The sequence below is a fragment of the Streptomyces sp. 3N207 genome (genome assembly GCF_052246355.1).
Taxonomy (GTDB): Bacteria; Actinomycetota; Actinomycetes; order Streptomycetales; family Streptomycetaceae; genus Streptomyces.
In genome coordinates this window covers 105,954-122,108 of sequence record NZ_JBQQBV010000008.1, presented here as the reverse complement: position 1 = coordinate 122,108, position 16,155 = coordinate 105,954, and the positions used below count along the sequence as shown (strand labels likewise).

Annotated in this window: 13 protein-coding genes; 4 read left to right on the top strand and 9 right to left on the bottom strand. The window is 73.0% G+C overall.

Annotated elements, in window-relative coordinates; genetic code table 11:
- Nucleotides 1–137 precede the first annotated feature (137 nt).
- The 3 genes from ACTWP9_RS14775 to ACTWP9_RS14765 all read right to left on the bottom strand — a co-directional run bounded on the left by ACTWP9_RS14775 (nucleotide 138) and on the right by ACTWP9_RS14765 (nucleotide 4,723).
- Nucleotides 138–3,275 (bottom strand): endo-alpha-N-acetylgalactosaminidase family protein, encoded by a 3,138-nt coding sequence (locus ACTWP9_RS14775; RefSeq protein ID WP_443246580.1) that lies wholly within the window; start codon nucleotides 3,273–3,275, stop codon nucleotides 138–140.
- Nucleotides 3,276–3,343: 68 nt separating this feature from the next.
- Nucleotides 3,344–4,309, bottom strand: coding sequence for a Ppx/GppA phosphatase family protein (locus ACTWP9_RS14770; RefSeq protein WP_443246579.1), 966 nt, complete (start codon nucleotides 4,307–4,309; stop codon nucleotides 3,344–3,346).
- A gap of 111 nt (nucleotides 4,310–4,420) precedes the next feature.
- Nucleotides 4,421–4,723, bottom strand: coding sequence for a hypothetical protein (locus tag ACTWP9_RS14765; protein ID WP_443246578.1), 303 nt, complete (start codon nucleotides 4,721–4,723; stop codon nucleotides 4,421–4,423).
- A 230-nt stretch (nucleotides 4,724–4,953) separates the two neighbouring features.
- Between ACTWP9_RS14765 and ACTWP9_RS14760 the strand changes: the two genes are divergently transcribed.
- Entirely contained in the window at nucleotides 4,954–5,862 is a 909-nt protein-coding gene (locus tag ACTWP9_RS14760; RefSeq protein WP_443246577.1) for a hypothetical protein, read from the top strand.
- A gap of 112 nt (nucleotides 5,863–5,974) precedes the next feature.
- Here the strand turns inward: ACTWP9_RS14760 and ACTWP9_RS14755 are convergent, their stop codons facing one another.
- Genes ACTWP9_RS14755 through ACTWP9_RS14745 form a run of 3 tightly spaced genes read right to left on the bottom strand, consistent with a single transcriptional unit; the run spans nucleotide 5,975 to nucleotide 9,457 of the window.
- Nucleotides 5,975–7,231 carry an MFS transporter gene (locus ACTWP9_RS14755; RefSeq protein ID WP_443246576.1) on the bottom strand — a complete coding sequence of 419 codons (1,257 nt, stop codon included), beginning with the start codon at nucleotides 7,229–7,231 and terminating at the stop codon, nucleotides 5,975–5,977.
- Nucleotides 7,228–8,121, bottom strand: a complete 894-nt coding sequence (locus ACTWP9_RS14750) for a dihydrodipicolinate synthase family protein (RefSeq protein ID WP_443246575.1) — start codon at nucleotides 8,119–8,121, stop codon at nucleotides 7,228–7,230. Before ACTWP9_RS14750 ends, ACTWP9_RS14755 begins: the two co-directional genes overlap by 4 nt.
- 46 nt (nucleotides 8,122–8,167) lie before the next feature.
- Nucleotides 8,168–9,457: an aminotransferase class I/II-fold pyridoxal phosphate-dependent enzyme gene (locus ACTWP9_RS14745; protein WP_443246574.1), complete on the bottom strand. Its 1,290-nt coding sequence runs from the start codon at nucleotides 9,455–9,457 to the stop codon at nucleotides 8,168–8,170.
- A gap of 100 nt (nucleotides 9,458–9,557) precedes the next feature.
- On the opposite strand from ACTWP9_RS14745, the gene ACTWP9_RS14740 reads away from it, so the two are divergent.
- Nucleotides 9,558–10,022, top strand: a complete 465-nt coding sequence (locus ACTWP9_RS14740) for a PPOX class F420-dependent oxidoreductase (protein WP_443246573.1) — start codon at nucleotides 9,558–9,560, stop codon at nucleotides 10,020–10,022.
- A gap of 28 nt (nucleotides 10,023–10,050) precedes the next feature.
- On the opposite strand, the gene ACTWP9_RS14735 is transcribed toward ACTWP9_RS14740, so the two are convergent.
- From ACTWP9_RS14735 to ACTWP9_RS14725, 3 genes are read right to left on the bottom strand one after another with little or no spacing between them, the layout of a single operon-like run.
- Nucleotides 10,051–11,040 (bottom strand): carbohydrate kinase family protein, encoded by a 990-nt coding sequence (locus tag ACTWP9_RS14735; protein WP_443246572.1) that lies wholly within the window; start codon nucleotides 11,038–11,040, stop codon nucleotides 10,051–10,053.
- 39 nt (nucleotides 11,041–11,079) lie between these two features.
- Nucleotides 11,080–11,532 (bottom strand): SCP2 sterol-binding domain-containing protein, encoded by a 453-nt coding sequence (locus ACTWP9_RS14730; RefSeq protein ID WP_443246571.1) that lies wholly within the window; start codon nucleotides 11,530–11,532, stop codon nucleotides 11,080–11,082.
- Nucleotides 11,529–12,797 (bottom strand): NAD(P)-binding domain-containing protein, encoded by a 1,269-nt coding sequence (locus ACTWP9_RS14725; RefSeq protein WP_443246570.1) that lies wholly within the window; start codon nucleotides 12,795–12,797, stop codon nucleotides 11,529–11,531. The genes ACTWP9_RS14730 and ACTWP9_RS14725 overlap by 4 nt, the downstream gene beginning before the upstream one ends.
- Before the next feature lie 303 nt (nucleotides 12,798–13,100).
- On the opposite strand from ACTWP9_RS14725, the gene ACTWP9_RS14720 reads away from it, so the two are divergent.
- The gene (locus tag ACTWP9_RS14720; protein WP_443246569.1) at nucleotides 13,101–14,297 is read left to right on the top strand and encodes a nucleotide disphospho-sugar-binding domain-containing protein; all 1,197 of its coding nucleotides are present in this window, start codon (nucleotides 13,101–13,103) and stop codon (nucleotides 14,295–14,297) included.
- A complete protein-coding gene (gene asnB, locus ACTWP9_RS14715) occupies nucleotides 14,285–16,141 on the top strand; it encodes an asparagine synthase (glutamine-hydrolyzing) (protein ID WP_443246568.1) in 1,857 nt (618 codons plus the stop codon). The genes ACTWP9_RS14720 and asnB overlap by 13 nt, the downstream gene beginning before the upstream one ends.
- The last annotated feature ends 14 nt before the right edge of the window (nucleotides 16,142–16,155 follow it).

Below are 16,155 nucleotides of genomic sequence, written 5' to 3'. Positions count from 1 at the left end.
GCCACCGCACGCGCTCCCCTCACTCGTCCAGGGCAGCAGCGTACGGTGATCACCCCGGGCGGGTCACCGGTCCGGCACCTCCGTCACCGGCCTAACCTCCGTCACCTTCGTCACCGGCCTCAGCTCCGTCACCGGCCTCACCTCCGCACCTCCGTCACCGTGAAGGTGTCCAGCACGAACTCGGCCTTGCCGTCGTCGCCGACCTTGCGCAGGCCGACCCATGCCTCGCCGTTCTCCGGAGCGGTGAACTCGTAGCTGTGGGTGGCGGGTTCGGTCGCCACCGGCAGTGCGGTGCGGTCCAGCTCGCGCATGTCCGGCTCGTCCACGCCGATGATCCAGGCGTACTGGCCGGCCTTCTCGTTCTCGTAGCGGAACGAGACCCGGTAGGTCTTCCCCGGCGCGAAGCGGACGGTGTGCGGGACGGTGCGGTAGACGAGCCCGGTGTTCTCGCCGCGGGACTTGAGGGACTGGCTGCCGTCGATCACGTCGTCGACTGCCTTGCCGTTCCAGCCGCGCTGGGTGTAGGGCGCGTGCCGTTGGGCGATATGGGTGCGTGGGTCGGTGGAGCCGCCCGCGTCGCCCTTGACGAACGGTCCCCAGCCCTGCGGCACGTGCTCGAAGTCCTCGTACACCAGCGTTCCTCGGCGGCCGGCGCGGCGCCCGGGGACCACTCGTACGTGGTCGAAGCGGACCGGTACCTCGCCCTTCCCCGCCATGAGGGCGAGGGTGACCGGTCCGCCTCCTTCGGGCACGGTGAACCAGGTCGTCATCCGCTGGAACCGGGTGCCCTGCTTGAGGTCGGCCGCAACGTGGTTGACGGCGGTGGAGGTCTCCGTCCAGTTCTCCGCTGTGACGCCGTCGGCGGTACGGACGGAGAGCGCGGCGCGGCGCCGGTGGGCCGCCTCGGTGCCGACCTGCACCTGCACGGACGCGGCGTAGCTGCCCGGCTTCAGACGGGCCGGCCGCTGGCTGACGGAGGCGGCACCGCCGGGGGCGAGGACGAGTTCGTTGTCGCCGCGCTCGCTCACCTCGACGCTCGCCGCGCCCTTGACGGTCCACGCTGCGAGGTCGCCCGCGTGGAAGCCGGGGTCGGCCAGCGGGGTGCCCTCGCCCCAGCGGGGGTCGCGCGGCGCCGGCGCGGGAGTGCGGTAGAGGACGTAGGGCTGCTCGGGCTCGGCGGTCAGCGTGACCCTGCCGCCCGAGACGGCCACCTTCCGGGGCTTCCCGCGGCCCTGGCCGGTCAGCGGGTAGGCGTACACCGCGCCGGTGTTCGTCCAGCCGGCGGGCAGCTGCCAGGTGGTGCGTCCGCCGCGCGGATTGAAGTGGTAGAGCTTCTCCGGGTCGGTGGCCTTGCGGGGCTCCCAGGGCAGCAGGTAGGTGCCGTCGTCGTAGACCCGTCTGCCGTCGGTGGTGATGCGGCGCTTGCCGTCGGTGTCGGTGACGGAGGTGGCCTCGGCGCCCTCGAAGGTGATCTCGTGCTCGGTCCAGCTGCGGATGGGCCTGGCCTGGAGGTACTTGGCGGGCAGGCTGTGGGTCCAGATCAGCCGGTAGAAGGCGTGCCAGTCGGTCTTGCCGCGCCAGCCCTCGTAGTTGCCCGTCCGCGGGATGCCCAGCAGGGTGGGCCATTTGTCGGCGAAGACGTCCTTCTGGTGGTTGCGGATGAAGCGGATGAGGCGGGAGTTGATGCCGCGCGAGGTGTCGGGACCGTAGTCGGTCTCGGTCGCCCAGTGCGACCACAGCGCCGACCGCTCGAAGCCGTGGCCCCACTCGGTGGTGACCCGCCAGCCCTGCTCGCGCAAGGTGCGCTGGAGGCGGTCGGAGGTCCAGCCGGACTCGCGGAAGACGTCGATGTAGAGGGAGTTCAGTCCCTCGTCGGTGTCGCGGCGCAGGTTCTTCAGGCGTTCGACGATGTCGCCGGAGACCAGGTCGCGGCGCTGGTCGATGCGGTAGGACTGGTCGAGCCAGTCCCACTGCTCGTCCGTCTTGTCCACGAGGGTCTCGGAGAAGGCGTTGGCGACCGGGTACGACTCGGTGGCGTTGATGTGCACCGCGAAGTCGGAGTTCCACTGCTTGCCCTTGGCCAGCAGTGTGTTGAGGTCGGCGAGGCCGCCGGCGCGCTCGTTGTAGTTGCCCGCGTAGTCGGGGTGCGCGGAGTCATGGCCCTCGGACTGGTAGCCCTTGAGCAGGGTGAACTGGCGCAGCCCGTCGGTCGCCAGGTGAATGCGCTTGACCTGGTCGAGGGTGGTCAGGAACGGGTTGGTGGCCTGGCTGGCGAAGTTGAACGGGATATGCGGCACCACCCGCAGATGCTGCTCGTCGGCACCGTGCGGGTCGACCATGATGTCGCGCATCGCTGTCGCCGCGTCCTGCCAGTCGGCGGCCCCGTCCCCGTTGCGGTCCCCGGTGACGACGACCGTGACGTACGGCAGCGGCTCGGTCTGGTCCGGTCCGGCGGTGGCGGCGCGGTAGGTCCACTGGCCGCAGGTCAGCCGCGCTGAGCGGGCCCCGTCGCCCGCGGTCACGGTCTGCCGCCACAGCCGGCCGTTGTCCCAGGCGGCGCCCTTGGTTCCGGCGGGCTTGTCGTAGCTGGTGTTGGTCTCGATCGCCGCGGCGAGCTCGCCGGTGGCGACGACCGCGTATGCACAGCCGACCGGTTCGGGATCGGGCTCGGTGCTGCCGGTGAGCTCGACCAGGGTGTCGCCGCTGCTGTCCTTGTCCAGCTCCACGCGGGCCGCATACAGCACCGGCTCGGGCCGCTGGTCAGAGCGGACGGAGAGGAAGGCCAGTTCGGGGAGCTCAAGGGTGCCGACCCGGCCGGAGGCGCTCTCCTTGATACGGGTGACACGCCAGTGCACCTGGTGGTCCTCGGCCTCGATCTCGACGGTGAGTTCGGTGCCGGTGCCGAGGGTGAGGGTGTAGGTGATGCTGCTGCTGTCGCCGCCCGGCACGCTGCTGACCTCGGGGGTGTGTTCCTCGCCGTCGACGCGGAGGGTGCGGACCGGGTCCTGCTGGGCGTGCAGGGTCTGGCCCGTCCCGCGGTCGGTGTAGTCGACGATGCGGGGGAAGGCCGTATCGACGGTGACGTCGAGGGCCGGGGTGCGCAGGGTGCGGGTGCGGGGTGCTGCGCTTGCCGGCGCCGGGAAGGCGAGGGGGGTGAGTACGGTGCCGGCCCCCGCCGCTGCGCCTGCCGCCACCACCGACCTGCGGGTCACGCCACGGGTGGCGGTCCGGGCCGCGTCCGCGCTCGTCCGGTCGCCCGCCTCGCCGCTCGCCATGTCAGCCTCCGCTCGGCCGTCGCCCTTCGGTTCGACGCCTCAGCCTTCGCGAGGGGGTACGCGGCTGCCTATGGACAAGTGTGCGGGGTTGTTGGACTTCCGGACGCGCCCGGGGCTTCCTGTTCGAGCTCGTGGATCAGCACCCCTTCGCGCAGCGCCCAGGGGCACAGCTCCAGCGACGTCACGTCCAGCAGCGTCATGGTGGTGTGCGCGACGAGGGCCCCGGCCAGCGCCTGCCCGGCCCGGGCCGGCGAGATACCGGGCAGCTCGGCGCGTTCGGCCGCCGGGAGCCGCGCCAGCCTGGTCAGCTCCGTGCGCAGCCGGCCGCGCTTCAAGTACCGGGGCGTGAACGGGCCCTCACGACCCGGCGCAGCGCCGCACAGCCGGGCGAGCTGGTGCAGCGTGCGGGAGGTGGCCACCGCGGTGTGCGGCCTCTCCCAGCGGATGCGGGCCGTGACATCGCGCAGCTGGTGCCGTATCTGACGGCGTACGGCCCGCAGTTGCTCTGGCGGGGGCGGATCCGCCGTGCCGAAGTGCTCCCGGGTGAGCAGCCCCGCTCCCAGCGGGACCGACACCGCGAGGTCGGGCACTCCGGAGCGGCCGAAGGCCACCTCCACGGAGCCGCCGCCGATGTCGAGCAGCACCATCGGCCCGGCCCGCCAGCCCATCCAGCGCCGCGCGGCGAGGAACGTCAGCTCGGCCTCCCGGCGCCCGGACATGATCCGCAGCTCCAGCCCGGAGCGCTTGCGTACGGCTTCCACGATCTGGCTGCGGTTGGGTGCCTCCCGTACGATCGCCGTCGCGAAGGCCGTCAGCCGCACCACTCCCCAGGACCGGGCCTCCTCTTCGGCCGCCGCTGCCGCCTCGGCCAGCCGCTCCACCGCGTACTCGGGCAGCCGGCCCTCGCTGTCCACGTCGTCGGCCAGCCGCAGCCGGTACTTGACGGTGTGCACGGGGAGCGGAACCGCCCCACCGGCGTCCGCTACCTCCAGCCGAACGGTGTTCGAGCCGATATCCAGGACCCCCACGCGCACGCCGAACCTCCCACCGACGACCACTCCTCCCCTCCCTGCCCGGGCCACCGTAGGCCGTAGGACCTGCGGACGCACGGGAGCCGCGGGACCCGTGCCCCGCGGCCATGGCCGTCAGACGATGAGCACGCGCCCCGTCGCGTGCGGGCGGACGGTGCGGTGCCCGGGCTCGGCAGCACGGCGCCGACCCATTGTGCAGCAGTTCTCCGTCGCCTCCAGCCCCGCCCGGACCTCGTCCCCGGCCAGCCCGGTGTGCTGGGCGATCAGCTCGACGGTGGGGGATGCGGGGTGGGCCGGGGTCGTACTGCTCAGTTCTCGTACAGCGGCGCGCACCTTCTCCCGCAGTTCCCGCACCCGGTGGGACGTGTGTACGTCCAGGGCGCGGTCGCGAACGTGACGGTACCGTGCGGCGCACATAGGGACTCGCTCCTCCCGGTTTCATCTGTGCCGACAACCGCGGGAGGCGGCTCGGGTGACACCCGGGGTGACCGTGCGCGGTCGCCTCCCGCGGATGTGCCTGTCCTCCCAAGCACCTGGCGGTTCGTATTACCGGCAGCACCGGCCGCAAACCCCACCGGCCGCCTCTTTCCCGGCAGCCGCACGGGGCGGCGTTATCGTGGCGGTAGGCCGCGCGCTGGGGGTGTGGGATGGGTGGTTCGGTTGCTGACCCCGTGGAGCGGGGCTTTCCGCACCTGGAGACGGTGCGCGAGGCGATCACCGCGCTCTACCGGCGGATGTCGGCGGAGTCCGTGCGCGGCTTCGACACCAGCGTCGCCCCCGGCGACATCGCCTTCGCGGACGCCGACGATCTGTATCTGGGTGCCCAGCGCGTCGCGGGAGTGATGGTGCGGCACTTGCGGCTGCCGGAGGCGCGGGTGATCGTCAGCTTCCGCGAGATGACACACGCGGCGAACGTCGAACTGACGGCGGGCCCCGAGTACTTCGTCGAGCTGAACGCCCGCTTCAAGGAGCACCGCAACGACATCGGGGCCGCCCTCGCCCACGAGGTGACCCATGTGTGGCTGCACCGTCTCGGGCTGGCCTTCGAGGGCACCCCGGCCAACGAGATCCTCACCGACACCGCCAGCACCTACCTCGGCGCCGGATGGCTGCTGCTGGACGCGTTCCGGCAGGACGCACTCACCTCGCAGAAGCTCGGCTACCTCACCCCGGAGGAGTTCGGCTACGTACTGGCCAAGCGCGCCCGCCTCTTCGGGGAGGACCCGGCGATCTGGTTCACCAGCCCGCAGGCGTACGAGGCGTATGTGCGGGGCCGCGAGATGGCGGCCCGGGACGAGGAGCTGCCGCCGCTGGCCGGGGCGCCGTGGCGGGAGCGGCGCCGCTATGTGAGGGAGCGGCGGCATGGGGCGAGCGGCGGTGCCGCGGCTGCCGGTCCCGGCGGCGGCGCGGGGTACGCCTTCGAGCCCGGCGATGGTGCGGGGATGCGGGTGTCGTTCCCTTGCCCCACCTGCCGGGTGCGGGTCCGGGTGCCGGTGCGGGGGCATGTGCGGGCGCGGTGCGGGCTGTGCGGGTCGGTTTGGCCGTGTGAGACCTAGGTGGCCCCTCCCCTGTGCTGGAGAGGGGGTGCCCCTTGCCGGGGTCGCAGGCTGCGGGTGTGTTGTGGCTGGGCGCGCAGTTCCCCGCGCCCCTTCGGGGCGCAACCGCGGGTCAGCGGCGCTCTGCGAGGGAGAGCAGTGCGCTGCCGAGGGTGAGGACGACGGCGAGGGTGAGGGGGAGCGGGAGGGAGGTGCCGACGACGGCTCCGGCGAAGGCGGTTCCCGCCGATCCGGCCGTGATCTTCAGCGCTCCCACCCAGACGAATATCTGGCCGCGGGCGGCCGGGGGTGCGTACTCGCTGCGGGCGGCGAGCGTGGCCGCGAAGAAGCACGCGTTGGCGATCCCGGCCGCAGCGTAGGCGGCGACGGCGACCGGGAACGACGGGGCCAGGGCGACCAGGACCAGGGTGCCGGCGACAAGCGCGGCGAGCCGGGTCATCAGCCCGTCCGCGTCCGCGCGGGCGGGGCGGATCATCACGCCCGCGGAGCCGGCGAGGTTGCCCAGCCCGTAGGCGGCGGTGAGCACGCCGGCGGCAGCGGGCCCGACACCCAGCGCACCGGCGCCGGCCACCGCGGTGACGGGCAGCGCTGCGACGCCGAAGGCGACCGTCACGGTCAGGTACAACGTGCGGCGCAGCGGCCCCGAGGTGAGGATGCCGACGAGGGTGCGTCCGGGCTTCGGGACGTCGGAGGCGGCGGCCGGGGGCGGGGCGTAGGGGAGGAAGCGGACCACGGCGGCGGCCAGGAACGTCCCCCCGGCGAGGACGAGCGCGGCCACCAGGGGTGAGGCCCAGGCGGAGACCGCCGCGACGACGGTGGGGCCGACGGTTCCGCCGATGCCGTAGGTCGCCACGTCCCAGCCCTGGGCGCGGCGTTGGCGCTCCCGGCCCTCCCCGGCGATGGCGGGCAGCCGACTGCTGATCCCTCCGGTGAGCAGCGGGCCGACCAGTCCGGAGGCGATCAGCAGTACGCCGGTGACGACCGGAGTGGTGACGGGGTGGAGCAGTACGGCCGCCGCCAGGGTGCCGCCGTGCACCATGCACGCTGCGGCGATCACCTTGCGGCCGTCGCGTGCGGTGTCGAGGACCCGCGCGACGAAGGGGCCCAGCAGATGGGGTGCCGTGATGCAGGCGCCGAGCAGTCCGGCCAGCCAGCCGGGGCCGCCGCTGGTGGTCACCAGCAGCACGATGGCCACCACCGCACCACCGTCGGAAGCCCGGGCCAGGGTCGCGGCGGTGATGTAGCGGGCCAGACCGCCCCAACCCGGCGCCGCCGCGGGCGCTGCCGATGACGGGGCCGATGACGGGGCCGGGGCCGGGGCCGGTGCCGAGGCGGAGGACGCCGGCGCTGTGGTGTCCCGCTGTCTCACGAGTTCGGCCCCAGCTGTTCGAGCAGTTCGGCGACGCGCGCCCGGTCCTGGGCGCGCAGTCCGCGCAGCGGCAGCGGGAGGCTGCCGGGCGGGGTCAGGCCCAGCTGTGCGGCGGCCTCGGCGACCACGCGCAGCGAGCCGTGCCGGGCGAAGAGCTCCCACAGCGGCTGGAGCCGCCGGGACTCCGCCAGCGCCCGGTCGGCGTCGCCCGACTGTGCGGCGCGGGTGATGGTCAGCGCCGGTCCGGGGACGGTGCCCGCGATCACCGAGTACCAGGCGTCGCACCCGGCGTTCAGCCCGGTGGCCGCGAAGGCGTCGCCGCTCACGCCGATGGTCACGGTGCTGGGCAGGGTCTGCCGCAGCTGCTGGACGCGGGCGCGGGCAGCCGCGGGGTCGGCCGGTACGCCGGGGATCTTGACGGACGCCACCTGTGGCAGTTCCGCCACCCGCACGTACAGCTCGTCGGGGAATGTGAAACGGGTGGTGGCCGGGTTGTCGTAGATGACCAGGGGGACGGAGAGGTTCGCCGTGACGTCCTCGAAGAGCCCGAACACCTCGTCCTCGGTCAGCGGCTGGTAGGACACCGGTGCGAGCAGCACCCCTGCCGCGCCCGCGCGCTGGGCGTCCTCGGCCGCCTGGAGGACGTGCCGGGTGCGCAGCGCGCCGATGCCCACGACCACGGGGGTCTCGCCGGCGTTCTCCACCGCGATACGGGCGGCCCGGGCGCGCTCCTCGCGGGTGAGGTAGGCGTAGGAGCCCGTGGAGCCCAGTGCCCCGATCGAGTCGACACCGGCAGCGGCGAGTCGGCGGACCAGTCCCGCGAGGGCCTGCTCGTCGATGCCGTTGTCGGTGATCGGGGTGAGCGGGAAGGCGCTCAGGCCGGTGAACATGGGCTTTCTCCCTGGTTGCGGTGGGTGTAAGGCGGGTGAGGGGGCGTCAGGGCATGGCCCGTGCGAGGTCGGCGGCGAACGCCTGGGCCTGCTGGGGTGTGAGGCCGGCCGTCGTGACCCGGATCGCCGAGGCGGTGCTCCTGGTGACCGCGAAGTCCGCTCCCGGCCGTACGGCCCATCCGCGTTCCGCCAGGGCAGCGATCACCCGCTGGGTGCGACCGGGCACCGGGATCCAGACGTTGAGTCCGTCGCAGCGGTCGGCCACGGTGATCCCGTTCTGCCGCAACGCCTCGATCAGGCTCCGGCTGCGCGTGGCGTACGCGTCGCGGGCGCGCTGGAGCAGTTGCGCGGTCCCGGGGTCGGACAGCAGGCCCGCGACGAGGTGTTGGAGGAGGTGGCTCACCCATGCGGGATTCAGCCGCGCCTCCAGCCTGGCCGCTGTGGCCGGGTCGGCCAGTACGAACGACAGGCGCAGGTCGGGGCCGAGGAACTTCGAGACGGAGCGCAGCAGGGCCCAGCGGGGCGCGGAGGGCGGGGTGATCCGGTGGTACGGCTGTGCGGAGATCGCCGAGAAGTGGTCGTCCTCGATGACCAGCACGCCGGGGAAGTCGGCCAGCACCTCGCGCAGTTGCCGGGCCCGGCCCGCCGACAGCGCGGCACCGGTGGGATTGTGCGCGCGAGGGGTGCACACCACCGCGCGTGCTCCCGCCACCAGGGCGGCACGCAGCCCGTCGGGGTCCATGCCCTCGGCGTCGATGGGTATGGGCACCGGGCGGAAGCCGTTCGCGCGTGCCGTCCCGATGCTGGACAGGAAGCAGGGGTCCTCGACGGCCACCGCGTCGCCCCGGGTCAGGTGGCTGTTCAGACAGCGTTCGACCGCGTCGAGCGAGCCGTGGGTGAGAACCAGCCGGTGCTCGCTCTCCGCGTCGGGACTCATGGCCTGCCGTGCCCAGGCGGCGAGGGCGCCGCTGACCGGTTCGTGCCCGTACAGCGGGGGTTCGTACCCCTGGTAGGCGGCGGTGACATCCGGCAGGAACTCCCGCGACGGATTGCCGTCGGCCAGGTTCACCAGCGCCGACGACGCCGCGAACCCCTCGCCGTCGACGGCCGGCACGCCCAGCACGACCGTGCCTCCGCGGCGGCGGCTCTCCACCACGCCCGCCGTCCCCAGCTGCGCGTACGCGGAGGCCACCGTGTTCCGGTTCACCCCCAACTCGGCCGCCAGCGCGCGGATCGGCGGCAGTGCGGCACCTGTGGCCAGGGCTCCGGTCTCGACCAGTTCCCGTACCGACTCCGCGATCTCCGCCGCGTTCGCACCCCGGATGCGTCCGTCCATGGACCGCAGCTTACGGGAAATGTCCTATGACACAAATGGATTCTTGCTTCCCGTCCCCGCACGGGGCAGCGGAGGCAGGTCATGGCGTAGGTTCGACGGCATGGCTCCTTCGATCGCTACCAACACCCGGGTCGGCCTCGATGAACTGCTGGAGTTCGTACGGCCCCGGCACCGGGCCATCCTGCTGACGCGGCGGGAGGACGGCACGCCGCAGGCGTCGCCGCTGACATGCGGGGTCGACTCCGCAGGCCGGATCGTCATCTCGACGTATCCGGAGCGCGCCAAGACGCACAACGCACGCCGCGAGGGCGAGGTGAGTGTGCTCGTGCTGTCCGACGAGTGGAACGGGCCCTGGGTACAGATCGACGGGGCGGCCGAGGTGCTGGACGTGCCCGAGGCGGTGGAGCCGCTGGTCGAGTACTACCGGGTCATCTCCGGCGAACACCCGGACTGGGACGAGTACCGGGCGGCCATGCTCAAGCAGGGCAAGTCACTGATCCGGGTGACTCCGCGCCGCTGGGGGCCCATCGCCAAGGGCGGCTTCCCCTCCCGGCTGGCCTCCTGACCCCGCCGGACCGGCCCTCCTTCGGCCGCTAGGCCAACGCCCCCAGGTGCGGGGCCAACTCCTCTGCGGCCTCAACGCCGTAGGCATCGCGCAGCCGCGCCAGGAATGGGGCCCGGGCCAGGGTGTAGGTCTGGGTGCCGATCACCTCCAGCGCCGTGGTGGCCAGGGCGCTGCCCAACTGGGCGGCGCGGCGGGGGCCGAGGCGCCAGGCGAGGCCCGCGAGGAAGCCCGCGCGGAAGGCGTCACCGGCCCCGGTGGGGTCGACGGTTGCGGACGGCCCGAGGGGCACGGCGGGTACGTCGACGGGGCAGATGCCCGCCTGTTCGATGTGCACCCCCTCGGCGCCGCGGGTGGTGACCCACGTGCCGACGCGGCCGAGGATCTGCTGCTCGGTCCAGCCGGTGCGCTCCTGGAGCAGCACCGCCTCGTAGGCGTTGGTGAACAGATAGGCGGGCCCGGCCAGCAGCGCCCGTACGCCCTCCCGGTCCAGCACGGCCAGCTGCTGGGAGATGTCGGCGGCGAACGGGATGCCCAGCTCGGCGCATTCGCGGGTGTGCCGCAGCATCGCCTCCGGGTCGTCGGGGGCGACCACGACCAGATCGAGCCCTCCGGTGCGCCGGGCCACCTCGCGCAGCGAGATGTCGCGGGCCTCGCTCATGGCGCCCGGGTAGAAGGAGCCGATCTGGTTGTGGTCGGCGTCGGTGGTGCACACGAAGCGGGCGGTGTGCCGGCTGGTGCTGACGTGCACGGAGTCGGTGTCGACGCCGTGTTCCTTGAGCCACAGCTGATAGTCCGCCCAGTCGCTGCCCGCGGCGCCGACCAGCACGGGGGTCAGTCCGAGCCCGCCGAGGCCGAAGGCGATGTTGGCCGCGACCCCGCCGCGCCGGATCTCCAGCTCCTCCACCAGGAAGGAGAGCGAGACCGTGTGCAGGCTGTCGGGCAGGAGTTGGTCGCTGAAGCGGCCGAGGAACGTCATCAGATGGTCCGTGGCGATCGAACCTGTCACGGCTATGCGCACGGGAATTCTCCTTGCTCGGATGGAGCGCTGCGGAAGGGGTCAGGCCGTGTCCAGGCCGGAGCCGGGCGGATGGCCGCTGCGGGCGCCGAACCACTCGATCCAGTTCATCGCGAAGAACACATCGCCCGAGATCTTCAGCCGGCCGCCGACGAACGCGTCGGTGCCCTTCAACTCCCCCACCGCCAGCGCCACCAGGTCGGGCAGCGCCAGACCGATGGTGGCGTCGGGCGCGCCGTCCAGCGTGGCGGACGTGGTACAGGCGCCCTCGCCGACGGCGACGTACCGGTGGCGGACGCCGAGCGGGGTGTCGATCTCGTAGTGGAAGACACCGGACGCACGTGCGGCGCGCTCCGGGCTGAACCGGGTGCGGAACCACTCGAAGACCAGGTCCAGCAGCGCCTCCACCTCGTCGGGCGGCGGCGAGGGGGTGGCGGCAGCGCTGGAGCGGGCGATGTTGCGCAGCTGGTGGAACATCGCTTCGGGCGCGGTCACGACGCCGCCTCCGAACAGCCGCCGTGCACCGTGTGTTCGAGCAGTACGGACGCGTCCTTGTCGCCGTCCCCCGCCTCGTTGACGCCGGCGAAGCGCTCGCGTACGGAGTCGAGGACGGGCAGCGGCACCCCGGCCACCGCCGCGTCGCCGAGGGCGAGGCGGAGATCCTTCTCCATCAGCGTCGAGCGGAAGAACGCGGGCTCGTAGGCGCCCTTGCGCATCAGTTCGGCACGGAAGCGCAGCACCACCGAGCTGAAGCCGCTCTCCGCTACGGAGGTCAGCAGCCGGTCGCGGTCCAGCCCGGCGGCGACGCCGTAGGCCACCGCCTCGGCGAGAGAGGCCACCTGCGCGCCGAGCAGCAGGTTGAAGATGAGCTTGAGGGTGGCGGCCGTGCCGGGCGCTCCGAGGTGGACGACCTGCGCCCCGAGGGTGTCCAGGATGCCGCCGACCCGGGCGATGTCCCCCTCGTCGCCGCTGGTGTAGACGCGGAGCTTGCCCTCGCGGGCCTGGAAGGGGTTGCCGACGACGCACGCCTCCACCCGGCGCAGCCCGCGCCCGGCGAGCCGATCGGCGCACTCGCGGGCGTACGCGGGTGAGACGGTGGAGGTGTCGATGACGACCGCGCCCGGCGCCAGCACATCGGCCACCTGACCGAACAGCACCTCCTCGACCGCCGCCTCGTCGGCCAGGCTGAGCAGCACGACCGAGCGGCCTTTGGCGGCCTCGGCGGGGCTCGCAGCGACGGTGGCGCCCGCTTCGGCCAGCGGTGCGGCCTTGGCGGCCGTGCGGTTGTGGACGGTGAGCGTGTGTCCCGTCTCCAGGAGCCGGTGCGCCATGCCCCCGCCCATGTTGCCCAGGCCGACGAAGGCCAGCGGCTCGGTGGCCGGAGCGGGGTCGGGGTCGCCGGGAGCGGGGTCGGCGGGCGCCGCGTTCCGGGGCGGTTCCGGTGCCGGCGGTACCTCGTACACGGTCTCGGTGACGACCATCTCGCCGCCGCGGCGGAACGGCTGGAGCCTGCGCCGGTTCTCGACGTGGGCGTCGCTCAGCTCGAACGTACGGAAGGAGGGCTCGTCGGCCCAGTCGGTGAGGACGTAGTAGACGTTCTCGTCCTCCACCGAACGCACCAGCGTCTGGCCCCGGTTGGCGGGCTCGCGCGCGATGCCGGCCGCCACCTGGCGCCAGGTGTTCTCGAACTCCTGGCGCTTGTTCGGGTGGATCTCCATCCGCAGCATGACGCGGAACGGTGGGCGCGAGTCAGCTTCCATGTGTCCGCCTCCAAAGCGTGGGCCTGCGGCCGCCGGGCCGCGGGGTACGCCTTACACCGTTGCCACCGGCGCTCGACATCTGATCGAGCCCCGCTTCGGGAGGGCCCGGTCCCCGTTGTGCCGCTGAGAGAGTGCCCCTTCCCGTAGCGCGCGGTCTGCGGGTGAGTCGTGGTTGCTCGCGCAGTTCCCCGCGCCCCTTCGGGGCACAACGGCCCCGCTCTAGCGAGCGCCGACCCCTGCACTAGGGCGCTGGGTCACCGTCTGCCTCGTCAGGAGTCGGCGGCGGAAGGGTTTGGGGCTGCGATGCGGGTACTGTTCACGACCTGGGCCTGGCCCTCTCATCTGTATGCACTCGTGCCGCTGGCGTGGGCCTGCCGCAGTGCGGGGCACGAGGTGCTGGTCGTCAGCCAGCCGGAGTTGCTGCCCCTCATCGAGCGGACCGGGCTGCCGGGCACCGCAGTCGGCAAGGACGTCGACGGGGTCGGCATGGTGCGCGGCTATGTGCTGCCCAGCAAGGACGACCCCACGGCCGACCGGCGGGCGCCGCGGGGCGGCAAGGGGCCGCGGGCGCTGCAGATGTTCACCGCGCACGCCGACTCGATGGTCGACGGGGTCACGGAGACGGCCCGTGGGTGGGGCGCCGATGTGGTGGTGTCCGAGCCGACCGCGCTGGCGGGCCCGCTGGCTGCTGCCGCCGCGGGGATTCCGGCCGTGCGGCTGCTGTACGGCGCCGATCTGATGGCGCGGGCCCGCCCGCTGCTGCCGGGTGCGCTGGCGCCGCTGGCCGAGCGGGTGGGCGTGGACCCGGAGGGCTACCACCCGTTCGGGGACTTCACCATCGACCCGTGCCCGCCGGGGTTCCAGGCCCCCGCCCCTGCGGAGCACCCCCGGGTGCCCATGCGGTACGTGCCGTTCAACGGGCCCGGCACCCCGCCCGATCCGCCGCTGCCCCTGCCGCGCAGCGGCCACCGCAGGGTCGTGATCACCTGGGGGCACACGATGGCGCGGCTGGATCCCGCGCTGTTCCTGGCCGGGCACGCCGCGCGGGCGCTGGCCGCGCTGCCGGGCACGGAGGTCGTGCTGGCCGTCACCGCGGCGCAGCGGCCACTGCTGGGCGAGGTGCCCGACGGGGTACGGGTCGTGCTCGACGCACCGCTGCACACATTGCTGGGCAGCGCCGATCTGGTGGTCGCACACGGCGGCGCCGGCACGGTGCTCACCTCGCTGCGTGCGGGCCTGCCGCTGCTGCTCGTACCCCAGTTGCCGGACCACGCCGGGCACGCGGCGCGGGTGCTGGCGACCGGCGCCGGTGAGGTGCTCACCAGGGACGAGGCGAGCGCCGAGCGGCTCCGCGCGGAGGCGGCCGGGCTGCTGGACCGCGAAGAGGGCGCCGGGCGGCGCGAGGCGGCGCGGACTCTGCGCGACGGAATGCTGGAGCAGCCCGCCCCCGCCACGGTCGTCGGCGAGCTGGCGGAGCGGGTGGTCGCATGTGCGGCATAGCGGGCTGGATCGACTTCGCGCGGGAGATGAGCGAGGAGGGCAGCACCGTACGGGCGATGGCGGGCACCCTCGCCAACCGCGGCCCGGACGACGAGGCGGTATGGACGGACGCGGACGCCGCGCTGGGGCACCGCAGGCTCGCCGTCATCGACGTCGACGACTCCACCCAGCCGATGACCGCCGAGCACGACGGACGCACCCTCGCGGTCCTGGTGCACAACGGCGAGATCTACAACTACCGTGAGGTGCGGGACCAGTTGACGGCCCTCGGGCACCGGTTCCGCACCGCCGGGGACACCGAGGTGGTGCTGCGGGCCTATCTGGAGTGGGGCCAGGAGTGCGCGCAGCGGCTGGACGGGATGTTCGCGTTCGCCGTGTGGGACCCCCGCAGCCGCCGGTTGCTGCTGGCCCGCGACCGGCTGGGCATCAAACCGCTGTACTACGCGCGCACGGCACACGGTCTCCTCTTCGGCTCCGAGCCCAAGGCGCTGCTGGCACACCCGTGGCTGGAGTGCGTGGTCGACGCGGAGGGGCTGGCCGAGCTGCTGGCCTACATCGCCACCCCGGGGCACGCCGTCTACCGCGGCATCCGGGAGCTGCCGGCCGGGCATACGGCGGTGCTGCGGGAGGGCGCAGGCGGTGCGGTGCTGAGCGAGTCGCGGTACTGGTCGCTGCCCGACCACGAGCATCCGGACACGCTTGAGCGCACCGTCGAGACGGTGCGGGGGCTGCTCCAGGAGTCGGTCAGCGATCACCTGGTCGCCGACGTACCGCTGTGCACGCTGCTGTCGGGCGGTGTCGACTCCAGCGCGCTGGCGGCCTTCGCGGCCCGTGCGGGCGCCGGACGGCCGCGTACCTTCGCGGTGGACTTCGAGGGGCACACGGAGCGGTTCCGCAAGGACTTCTGGCACGAGGACCCGGACGCCCCGTACGCGGCCGAGGTCGCCCGGCATGTGGGCACCGACCACGAGCCTGTCGTACTGCGTACCGCCGATCTGGCCGACGATGTGGTGGATGCGGCAGCGCTGCGCGCCCAGGATCTGCCCCGGCCGATCCCCGACATGGACCGCTCGCTGTATCTGCTGCTGCGCGCGGTACGGCAGCGCTCAACGGTGGCGCTGATGGGCGAGGTCGCCGACGAACTCTTCGGCGGCTACCAGTCCTTCCGCGACCCGACGCTGGTGGACACCGCCAACTTCCCCTGGGTGACGATGGGGCTGCGGGTGGCGCCGCACGGGATGAGCACCGGGCTGCTGGACCCGGGGCTGCTACGCAAGATCGACGTTCCCGGCTATTCGGCACAGCGCTGGTCGGAGACGGTTGCCGAAGTGCCCGACGTGCCCGGCGAGTCGGAGACCGAGCGGGTCATGCGGCGGGTCGGCCATGCGCATCTGACGCGCTGGCTGCCGCTGCTGCTCTCCCGCGACGACCGGCTGAGCATGGCCGTCGGACTGGAGCTGCGGGTGCCCTACTGCGACCACCGGCTGGTGGAGTACGTCTACAACATCCCCTGGGCGATGAAGACGGCGGACGGCCGCGAGAAGAGCGTGCTGCGCTCGGCCGTCGCCGACCTGCTGCCCGAGTCGGTGACCCAGCGCCGTAAGAGCCCCTTCCCGATCACCCAGGACCCGCACTACGGGCAGGTGCTGCGGCGGCGCTTCAACGCGGTCGTCGCCGATCCGGCCAGTCCGGTGCGGCCGCTGCTGGACGGGCCCGCCTGCGCCGAGCTGGCCGCCGAGGACCGGCCGATCGCCGTGGACGGGTGGGGAGAGCGCCGCAACGTCGAGATGGTCCTCCAGCTCGACGCGTGGCTGCGCCACTACCGCGTCCGGCTGGATCTGTGAGAGCGAACGGAGAG

Bases quoted from the DNA above. Each gene is read 5' to 3' on its own strand.
- asnB (WP_443246568.1), top strand. From the start codon at position 14,285: ATGTGCGGCATAGCGGGCTGGATCGACTTCGCGCGGGAGATGAGCGAG.
- ACTWP9_RS14745 (WP_443246574.1), bottom strand. From the start codon at position 9,457: ATGGACGGACGCATCCGGGGTGCGAACGCGGCGGAGATCGCGGAGTCG.
- ACTWP9_RS14725 (WP_443246570.1), bottom strand. From the start codon at position 12,797: ATGGAAGCTGACTCGCGCCCACCGTTCCGCGTCATGCTGCGGATGGAG.
- ACTWP9_RS14765 (WP_443246578.1), bottom strand. From the start codon at position 4,723: ATGTGCGCCGCACGGTACCGTCACGTTCGCGACCGCGCCCTGGACGTA.
- ACTWP9_RS14775 (WP_443246580.1), bottom strand. From the start codon at position 3,275: ATGGCGAGCGGCGAGGCGGGCGACCGGACGAGCGCGGACGCGGCCCGG.
- ACTWP9_RS14760 (WP_443246577.1), top strand. From the start codon at position 4,954: ATGGGTGGTTCGGTTGCTGACCCCGTGGAGCGGGGCTTTCCGCACCTG.
- ACTWP9_RS14720 (WP_443246569.1), top strand. From the start codon at position 13,101: ATGCGGGTACTGTTCACGACCTGGGCCTGGCCCTCTCATCTGTATGCA.
- ACTWP9_RS14750 (WP_443246575.1), bottom strand. From the start codon at position 8,121: ATGTTCACCGGCCTGAGCGCCTTCCCGCTCACCCCGATCACCGACAAC.
- ACTWP9_RS14740 (WP_443246573.1), top strand. From the start codon at position 9,558: ATGGCTCCTTCGATCGCTACCAACACCCGGGTCGGCCTCGATGAACTG.